Origin of the sequence: Clostridium sp. ZBS2 (assembly GCF_023845855.1) — a bacterium.
GTDB lineage: Bacteria > Bacillota > Clostridia > Clostridiales > Clostridiaceae > Clostridium > Clostridium aquiflavi.
In genome coordinates this window covers 214,033-220,841 of the sequence record NZ_JAMQIF010000010.1, presented here as the reverse complement: position 1 = coordinate 220,841, position 6,809 = coordinate 214,033, and the positions used below count along the sequence as shown (strand labels likewise).

The window sequence follows — 6,809 nt, the reverse complement described above, 5'->3', positions numbered from 1 at the left end:
GTCCAATTACAATGCCACTTCACCTATTGCATATATCAACACATATTTAAAACAGAGCCTTATTTTAAGACATAATTATTAAAAATAAGTTAAAAACATTAAAAATAAGCTGAGATTATAGTATAGTATAATTGTAAAACAATCAAATAAAAAGCAAGGAGATTGAAAAATGTATATAATAAACTTTATAAGAGGGTTCTGCATGGCACTTGCAGATAGTGTTCCTGGAGTATCTGGAGGGACTATAGCATTTATTTTAGGATTTTATGATAAATTCATTAACTCATTAAGTAATGTTATTTCAGGAAAAAAAGAAGAGAAAATAGAAGCAGCTAAATTTCTATTCAAATTAGGGATAGGATGGATTGTGGGATTTGTATCTTCTGTATTATTTTTAACATCAATTTTTGATAAAGAAATTTATAAAATAAGTTCATTATTCATTGGGTTCATAATATTTTCAATACCAATAATTATCAAGGAAGAGAAAAATTCTATTATAAATAGATATAAAAATATATTTTTTGCTTTAGTAGGTATATTCATAGTAGTATTACTAACGTATTTTAATCCAGTTTCAAATGCAGAAAATGCAGTTGGCATGTCATTAGATAAATTAACTTTAGGATTAGGAGCATACATATTTATAGTAGCTATGGTGGCTATTTCAGCTATGGTTCTTCCAGGAATATCTGGTTCAACTTTACTTTTGATTTTCGGATTGTATGCACCAATAATGAATGCGGTAAAAGAGGTATTAAAACTTAACTTTGATTATTTACTTGTATGCATTGTATTTGGTTTTGGAGTTCTTTTTGGGATAATGATTACTATAAAGGGTGTAAAGTATTTATTAAGTAATTATAGATCACAAACAATATACTTAATTTTAGGACTTATGATTGGATCAATATATGCAGTATTTATGGGACCAACATCATTAGAAGTTCCTAAACCACCTATGGATTTACATACGTTTAATATAATGTTCTTTGTAATAGGTGGCGGAATAATATTATTACTTCAAAAATTAAAAGACTATCTTGAAAATAAAAATTAGTATTTAGATAAAAAATCATTTTGATTGTTCGAAATGATTTTTTTTACTTTTAAAGTATAAAAAGGGTAATTATTAATAATTGTAGAATATCATTATATAAGATAAATTTTATAATAAACTATTAATATTAGATGAATAATTTAAGTATGGGTGATTAGGGTGGAAAAAAAATTAATGCTTTTAAAAATAAGTGATTTAAAAACTGGAATGGTAATAGGGGAAGACGTACAGGAAAATAACAATGTATTATTATCAAAAAATGTTGTTATAAGTGATAAAATTCTTAATAAATTACAAACTTTATATAATATAGATGAAGTATGGGTTTATGGAGAGGACTCATTAGAAAAAGCAGAAAATAGTAAGAAAAATTCAGAACGAGAATTTAAAAAAGTAGAGCATAAATTAAATGAAATATGTGAAGATTTACATGATGTTCTAGATAATACTGTTGAGTTACAAAAAGATTCTCTTAAAGAAATTAGAAAATTAATATCTGAACTACAGAATGTTATTAAAATACCAGAGATATTGATAGATAATCTACTTTTTTATGGCAGTGAAAACGATTCTATATATAGACATAGTTTAAATGTAGCATCTATAAGTAGTTTACTTGGAAAATGGATTGGTTTTGAAGAAAATAAGATAAAATTATTAATATATTCAGCACTTTTACATGACATTGGAAAATGTAAAATAGACGATAAAATAATCAATAAGAGTGGCAGATTAAATTCAAAGGATTTAAAAAAGATTAAAGAACATCCTGTTTTAGGATATAAGATAATTAAAAAAATTAACTTTTTAGATAAATCAGTCTCTCAATCGATATTATTACATCATGAAAGAGAAGATGGAAGTGGTTATCCATTAGGAATTACAGGTGATAAAATACCTGATTTTGCAAAAGTTATTGCAATAGCAGATGTTTTTGAGGCGATAAACTCTAATAGATGCTATAGAAATAAAAAGTCTCCTTTTGAAGCAATACAAATAATTAAGGAAGAAAGCTTTGGTAAGTTAGATTATAATTATTGTAATATATTTTTAGAACATATAGTAAATTATTATATTGGAAGAGAAGTTAAGTTAAATAACAATAAAATAGCTAAGATAGTACAAATGAATATTAATGAATTAGATCGACCTTTTGTATTTTTGGAAAATGAATTTTTAGATTTAAAAGAAAATAAAGATTTAATAATAGAACAATTTATTTTATAACACTTTATCACGATAAAGTGTTGACAAAAATTAATAGCTTTGATAAAATTAGCACATAATTTCTTAATTGACAGAGTAGATATTTGCGCGTTAAGTGTTAAGAGGACGGGAAGTTGCCTCTTAAACGAAAAACTTTTGTTTGCGGTGTAAATATTGCATTCCGCTGTTAATATTAAAGAGGAACCCTCTTTTTTATTCAGCAAATATAATTAAAGGGGGGATTCTGTATGAGAAATTTTTATACTTTAATTTTAAATTCATCAAAAGAACTAAAAAATGTAAGAAATCTAGTTACGGCTTCGTTATTAATAACAATAAAGCTTATTTTAGATTTGTTTACAATTCAAATCACACCGTTTCTACATCTTAGTTTTGAATTTTTAGCATCTGTAACTATAAGTATGCTATTTGGTCCTGTTGTAGGTGCAATGTGTGGAGGATTATCCGATGTTCTTAATTATTTAATAAATCCTAAAGGTGCATTTTTTGTAGGATTTACTTTATCGGCAATGATGTCTGGATTAATATATGGAAGCATTTTGTACAAGAAAAAAATTACTTTAACAAGATGTGCATTTGCTAATATTATTTCAGTGATTCTTGTAGATATAGTTATGAATACTTTTTGGTTATCTATCTTGGGAGGTAAGGCATTTTATGTACTTTTACCAATAAGAGCCTTTAAGAATTTAATAATGATTCCTATAAATGTAATGATGATATGTTTTGTATTGAATTTAGTAAATAAGATTAAAAAAGAAAATTTTAATTAGGCAAATGAAAATAAATACTTTTATTATAGATGTACTCTGAAATATACAGAGTACATTTTTTATTTATGTTATGTTTTAGTAGAGTGTTGATATAGCCAAAAATTAAAGAGAATATAAAATCTTTTAAATGTGAAAAATATAAATAAAGAAATTGCAAAACAAGAGGAAATAATTATTAATGAAGAAATTATAGTAAAAAATAATGGTTTACCGGAAAAAATTAGTATGATAAAATACTATTGTAATTACTTGTAGTATTATTAGGGAGGCATTAAACATGAAAAAAGATTTATTAGACAAGGGAGCAGTTTTACAAAGAGATAAGGAAACATATGCTATAGCACCTCATTTAACAGCAGGTCTTATAACACCAGAACAATTAAGAACATTAGCTGATGTCGCAGAAAAATATGAGGTTAAAGCTGTAAAAGTAACAGGAGCTCAACGTATTGCACTTGTTGGAATAAAAGAAGAAGAAATAGATAATGCATGGAAAGACTTAGGTATGAAACCAGGAGCAGCTGTTGGATTATGTGTAAGAAGCGTTAAAGTATGTCCGGGAACAACTTTTTGTAAAAAAGGACTACAAGATTCAGTAGCAATTGGAAGTAAGCTTGATGGATTATACCATGGTAAAGATTTACCTAATAAGCTTAAAATAGGAGTTAGTGGATGTCCACAAAGTTGTGCAGATAATCATATAAAAGATATTGGTATATATGGAATGCCTAAAGGCTGGGTAGTTCAAATTGGTGGAAAAGGTGGATTAAAACCAAGACTTGCAGATAAAATTGCAATGAATGTGTCAGAAGAAAAGCTATTTCCATTAGTTGAAAAAATAATTCAAATTTATGCAGGAAATGCTACGTCTAGAGAAAGATTAGGCGACTATATAGATAGAGTTGGATTAGAAGAAGTTAAAAAACAAATAGATATTGAAACTTATTTATAATTTAAAATAGAGCTAAAATAAAAAAATTAAGCAGAGAATTAGCCTAAAATAACTATTTCTCTGCTTTAATGATTATCTTAAAAAGTCTTTAAATGTTGCACGATTAGATTCTTTTTTTGATGATCTTATAATATTTTTGTATTCTTTTAATTTAGCTTGTTCTTCCTCAGTAAGTTCTTTTTTACAGTGTTTCTTTTCTATTAGTGCTTTAAAATCTTTATATTTTTCGTCACCTAATTTTTTCTTTAAAACAGTTTCTTTTATATCAGCTAATTGCTTTTGTTGTTCCTCTGAAATTTCCTCACCTTTATCTTTAAGCTTTTTAATTTCTTCTAATTGTTTCTTTTCCTTTTTTGAAAGATAGTTTAAATTATCTTTATCAAAGATCCAACTACCATTGTGTTTATCAGTTGAAGAATCATTGTTATTAAAATAGCTTATGCTTGAAGTTAAAGTTGTAGCATTAACTTTTTGAGGAATAACTGTTGTCACACTAATAATACAAAGAGAACAAGCTATAGATTTTATTAATGCTTTTTTCATATAATAAATCTCCTTTTTAATGTAATTTGTTAATATTTCATTAAACTAAACGTCATCACTAGTATGTGAAATATTAAAGAAATTTATTATATTTTTTTAAACTAAAGTTTTTTATTATTGAGTTACTTTGTTTGATGTATTTTCTGAACTGTTATTTTTAGTAGAATTTTCATTATTTACTGAAGTTACTGAATCAGTATTGTTTTTGGTAGATTCAGTATCATTGTTTGAATCACTTGATAACCAATCTGATATTGCTTGAAAGAAATTAGAAAAGAATTCCTTAACCTTAGCAAAAAATCCTTGAGCCTCTTCACTATTTAATTTTTCTTTTAATTTACTTGCAGCATCATTTAATTGATTTTTAATTTTATTATAATTAAGATCTAATCCATTTATTTTAGTCATTAAAGAATTAATAGTTTGTCTATCTTCATCATTAAGTTCAACTTTATATTCTTTAACTGCTTTTTCAACTATTTTTTCAATTTCTTTATCAGTTTTAGGTTTTTCTTTAACGACATCTTTTTTTACATCATTTATCAATTTGGCTGCTTCATCTTGTCCGATTTTATCTCCAAGACCACCTGTAACGACAATTTCTTCGTTAGCAACTTCTTTTTTTTCTTCATCAATTTTAGAACCACCAGAACTATTCTCAAATCCTTTTAGAATACCAGTAAGTGCAGCAGTACCAGAAACTTTAAATGGTGCAGCAGCTACTACATTGGCATTTTCTACCCCAGCTGTAATTAAAGCATTTCTTATCATTCCTTCTGTAACCCATGTAAGGTTATATGTAGAAATAGTTAGTCCACCTTTACTTGTTGGTTCAACATAAGAGCAAGAAATAGATTTATTACCTAATTGAGCTGGAGATGCAACATTTCCAAGGTATTTTTGTTCTTCAGCTGTTGTTATTTCTAAAATATTTGCATCATTTTTAGTGACTTTAAAGTAATCAAGCATTTGATTCTTTTGATCTTGTGTTAAATTTCCACCTAATGTAACAACCTTAAATGAATCTGCAAAAGCTGTTATATTTGGAGAAAAAGAAATAATTAAACATAATGTCATAAACATAATTAATAATTTACTTGAAATTTTTTTGATGATTTTCATAATTTTAAACTCCTTTTATTATTACATATTAAATACAATTAAACTAAAAAGAATAATTACAGTTATATTATAACATACAATATAATAGGGTTAATTTCAATTGTATTAATTTAATATTAAGATTTTAATTTAATATTTTTAAGAATTTTGGAAAGAATATTTTAAATAAGTTTAATATATTAGAAATTAAAAATTAAAAAATAAAGTTTTATAAAATTGTAACTTTTAAAGAAATATAATATAATTAACAGTAATATTTAAAATATTTTAGTATAGATTAATAATTATAATTTTTGTTGAATTGTAGGTGAATTTATGATTAGTCATAATGATGAATATATAATATTCATAAATAATATTGGAAAAAATAAGCCTAATAGTTTTAATAATAAGAATACAGAATGTCCGTTTTGTAATAGGAATAAACTTACTGATATTATTCAAGAAAAGGGACCATTTGTATTGTTAAAAAATAAATTTCCAACATTAAGAGATACTCTTCAATTAGTTATTATAGAAACCTATGATTGTGAATTAAATATGGGAAATTATGATTCTGAATATATGGAGCAATTAATTAGTTTTGGGCTAAAGAATTGGCTTGATATAGAAAAAAGCAATAAGTACAAGTCAGTAATATTTTATAAGAATCATGGACCTCATTCAGGGGGAAGCATAAAGCATGCTCATATGCAAATTGTAGGATTAAATAATATAGATTATAGAGAAAATATAAATGAAAAGTATTTTGAAGGTATAGAAATTTTCAAAAGTGAATGTTGTGAAGTAAACCTATCTACAAAACCTATAAATGGATTTAATGAATTTAATGTTATTATAAATGATGATTTAAAAAATACATTTAGTTTATCGGAAGGCATAAGAAGAATAGTTTATTATATATTAAATAATTATTTTGCTAAATGTGACAGTTTTAATTTGTTTTTTTATCATTGGAATAATAAAATTATATGTAAAGTTACACCAAGATTTGTTACATCACCACTATTACTTGGATATTCATTGAAACAAGTTTCTAATAGTCTAGAAGAGATGGCAGGAAATTTAAAAGAACTATATTTTAGAAAATAGTATTATATTAAAATAGTATTATATTAAAAAGGAACTACTT

The 6,809-nt window shown here is 25.1% G+C and carries 7 protein-coding genes and 1 riboswitch; of the genes, 5 read left to right on the top strand and 2 right to left on the bottom strand.

Annotated features, from left to right (window positions below):
• Positions 1–169 precede the first annotated feature (169 nt).
• From NG918_RS07400 to NG918_RS07385, 4 genes are all read left to right on the top strand, one after another.
• Positions 170–1,060 carry a DUF368 domain-containing protein gene (locus tag NG918_RS07400; RefSeq protein ID WP_252213997.1) on the top strand — a complete coding sequence of 297 codons (891 nt, stop codon included), beginning with the start codon at positions 170–172 and terminating at the stop codon, positions 1,058–1,060.
• A 159-nt stretch (positions 1,061–1,219) separates the two neighbouring features.
• On the top strand, positions 1,220–2,287 hold the full coding sequence (locus tag NG918_RS07395) for an HD-GYP domain-containing protein (protein ID WP_252213996.1): 1,068 nt from the start codon (positions 1,220–1,222) through the stop codon (positions 2,285–2,287).
• Positions 2,288–2,356: 69 nt separating this feature from the next.
• Positions 2,357–2,455, top strand: a riboswitch (THF riboswitch).
• Positions 2,456–2,514: 59 nt separating this feature from the next.
• On the top strand, positions 2,515–3,060 hold the full coding sequence (locus NG918_RS07390; RefSeq protein WP_252213995.1) for a folate family ECF transporter S component: 546 nt from the start codon (positions 2,515–2,517) through the stop codon (positions 3,058–3,060).
• 277 nt (positions 3,061–3,337) lie between these two features.
• A complete protein-coding gene (locus NG918_RS07385; protein ID WP_252213994.1) occupies positions 3,338–4,012 on the top strand; it encodes a ferredoxin-like domain-containing protein in 675 nt (224 codons plus the stop codon).
• Between the two features lie 72 nt (positions 4,013–4,084).
• Here the strand turns inward: NG918_RS07385 and NG918_RS07380 are convergent, their stop codons facing one another.
• Both NG918_RS07380 and NG918_RS07375 read right to left on the bottom strand, forming a co-directional pair.
• Positions 4,085–4,555: a coiled-coil domain-containing protein gene (locus tag NG918_RS07380; protein ID WP_252213992.1), complete on the bottom strand. Its 471-nt coding sequence runs from the start codon at positions 4,553–4,555 to the stop codon at positions 4,085–4,087.
• A gap of 114 nt (positions 4,556–4,669) precedes the next feature.
• The gene (locus tag NG918_RS07375; RefSeq protein WP_252225522.1) at positions 4,670–5,677 is read right to left on the bottom strand and encodes a DUF1002 domain-containing protein; all 1,008 of its coding nucleotides are present in this window, start codon (positions 5,675–5,677) and stop codon (positions 4,670–4,672) included.
• A 315-nt stretch (positions 5,678–5,992) separates the two neighbouring features.
• Here NG918_RS07375 and NG918_RS07370 point away from each other — a divergent pair, with 315 nt between their 5' ends.
• The gene (locus NG918_RS07370) at positions 5,993–6,769 is read left to right on the top strand and encodes a DUF4931 domain-containing protein (protein WP_252213989.1); all 777 of its coding nucleotides are present in this window, start codon (positions 5,993–5,995) and stop codon (positions 6,767–6,769) included.
• Positions 6,770–6,809 lie beyond the last annotated feature (40 nt).